Below are 1,936 nucleotides of genomic sequence, written 5' to 3' on the forward strand. Positions count from 1 at the left end.
CAACCTCATTCTGAGTCACCGCGTGCTCAAGACCGGACCTTAACCGCACATCGTGCGGCGCCACCAACCCTGACACTGAGACTCATTCCTGGCGCTGGACGCCAGGAATGAGTCATTCACTGCATTCGGTGTGGGGGCCGCGGTGGCGCGGGTGGGGAGCCGGGTCCGGTCCACCGGCGCGGCCGGACGTCTTGAATGAGTCATTCAGGTCTTCGCAGGTCCTGAATGACTCATTCAAGACTCTTCGGCCGAGCGGACGACTCGGGACCGTAGGGGTGCGCGCCTGCTTCACGGCGGCAGTGGTGCCGGCGGCGGAGGTGGTAGCGGCGGTAGAGGTGCGAGCCTGCTTCGCGGCGGCGGCGGCGGCGGCGGCGGCGGCAGCGCCAGCGGCAGCAGCCGTGGTGGCGGCAGGGGCAGTGGCGGCAGCAGTGGTGGCGGTAGCGCGAGCGGCAGGGGCAGCGGGCGGCGGCAGCAGCGGCGGCGGAGGCGAGGCGGCGAGGCGGCGAGGGTCGCGAATGAGTCATTCGCGGCGCCGGATGTCCCGAATGAGTCATTCGCGACACCCAGGCGGCGAGCCGGGGCCGGGTAGGAGAGCCCGGCCCCGGTCCGTGGGTCACCCGATGGTGCGCCGGGCGGTGCCGATGGCGGCCGTTTCGTCGGCCACGGCGGATCGTTCCCCAGTACTGCTGATTTCCGGCATTTCGAGCTCCCCAGTTCACGCCCGTACCGATGTACGGGACTCGCGCGAGGGTAGAAGTACCGTCGTCGGAGTGCCAGCGTTTCGGCGGAATTCGAGGAGTTCAAGCACGACGACGCCAGAACAGGCGGGTCACCGCCGCCGCGACGGCCGCCGGCGCGGATTGGCGGGGCAGGCCGCGTGCTTCGGGTGCGGACTCCGGCATCGCCCGGTATGCGAGGTGCGCGGCGAACCGGGCGAGCCGCGGCGCGGCGAGCGTCGCCAGTTCGGCCGCCCGGCCTTCGGGCAGGCTGAGGATCTCCGGCCGCTCCTCGAGGGCCTTCACGATGAGCGCGGCCGCGCGTTCCGGGCTGCTCGACGGGATGCCGCGGTAGCCGGTCGGCGCGATCATCGGCGTCCGGACCAGGGGCATCCGCACGGACGTGAACGTGACGCCGTCCGAGAGCGTCTCGCGCCCGGCCGTCAGCCCGAACTCCTCCAAAGCCGCCTTCGACGCCAGGTACGCCGAGAAGCGCGGGGTGTCGGTTTGGAGGCCCTGGGTCGTGACGTTGACGACGTGGCCGAACCGGCGCTCGGCCATCGACGGCAGGAACCCGAGGATCAGCCGCACCGGCCCGAAGTAGTTGATGGCCATCGTGCGCTCGTAGTCGTGGAAACGTTCCGTGGACAGCGCGACCGACCGCCGGATCGACCGGCCGGCGTTGTTCACCACCATGTCGACCGCGCCGTGGTCGCCGAGCACGTCCTTGACCAGCGCGTCGACGGCGTCGCCGTCGGTGAGGTCGCAGGGGTACGCCGCCGCCGAGCCGCCGGCCGCGGTGATCTCGTCCCGCACCTCTTCGAGCTCCGAAGCGCGCCGCGCCACGAGGATCACCTTCGCGCCCTTGCGGGCCACGGCGAGCGCCGACGCCCGGCCGATCCCGGACGACGCACCGGTGATCAGCACGGTCCGCCCGGCCAGGCCGTGCCCGTGACGCGCGCGGTCGGGATCGAGGTGAGCCTGCCAGTACCGGTAGAGCGGGGCCGCGTAGTCGCGCAGCTCCGGCAGCTCGATGCCGCTGCCGGACAACGCGGTCGTGGTGCGCGCGGTGTCGAAGACGACGTCCGTGCTCAGGTGCGGCAGCACTTCGAGAGGGATACCCAGCTCTTCGAGGACGGCGGCGCGGGCGGCCCGGCCGCCGGGCACGCGATCGACGCCGTTGGCTGCCGCGTGCGCGAGCCGGGTGCCGGCGCGCCGCA

The 1,936-nt window shown here is 72.1% G+C and carries 1 protein-coding gene; it reads right to left on the reverse strand.

What is annotated here, in order from left to right; translation table 11 throughout:
- Positions 1-800: 800 nt before the first annotated feature.
- The coding region (locus AB0M83_RS48540; RefSeq protein WP_364529637.1) for an SDR family NAD(P)-dependent oxidoreductase at positions 801-1,936 on the reverse strand (1,136 nt) is incomplete at its 5' end.

The organism is Amycolatopsis sp. NPDC051106, from assembly GCF_040682775.1.
Lineage (GTDB): Bacteria > Actinomycetota > Actinomycetes > Mycobacteriales > Pseudonocardiaceae > Amycolatopsis.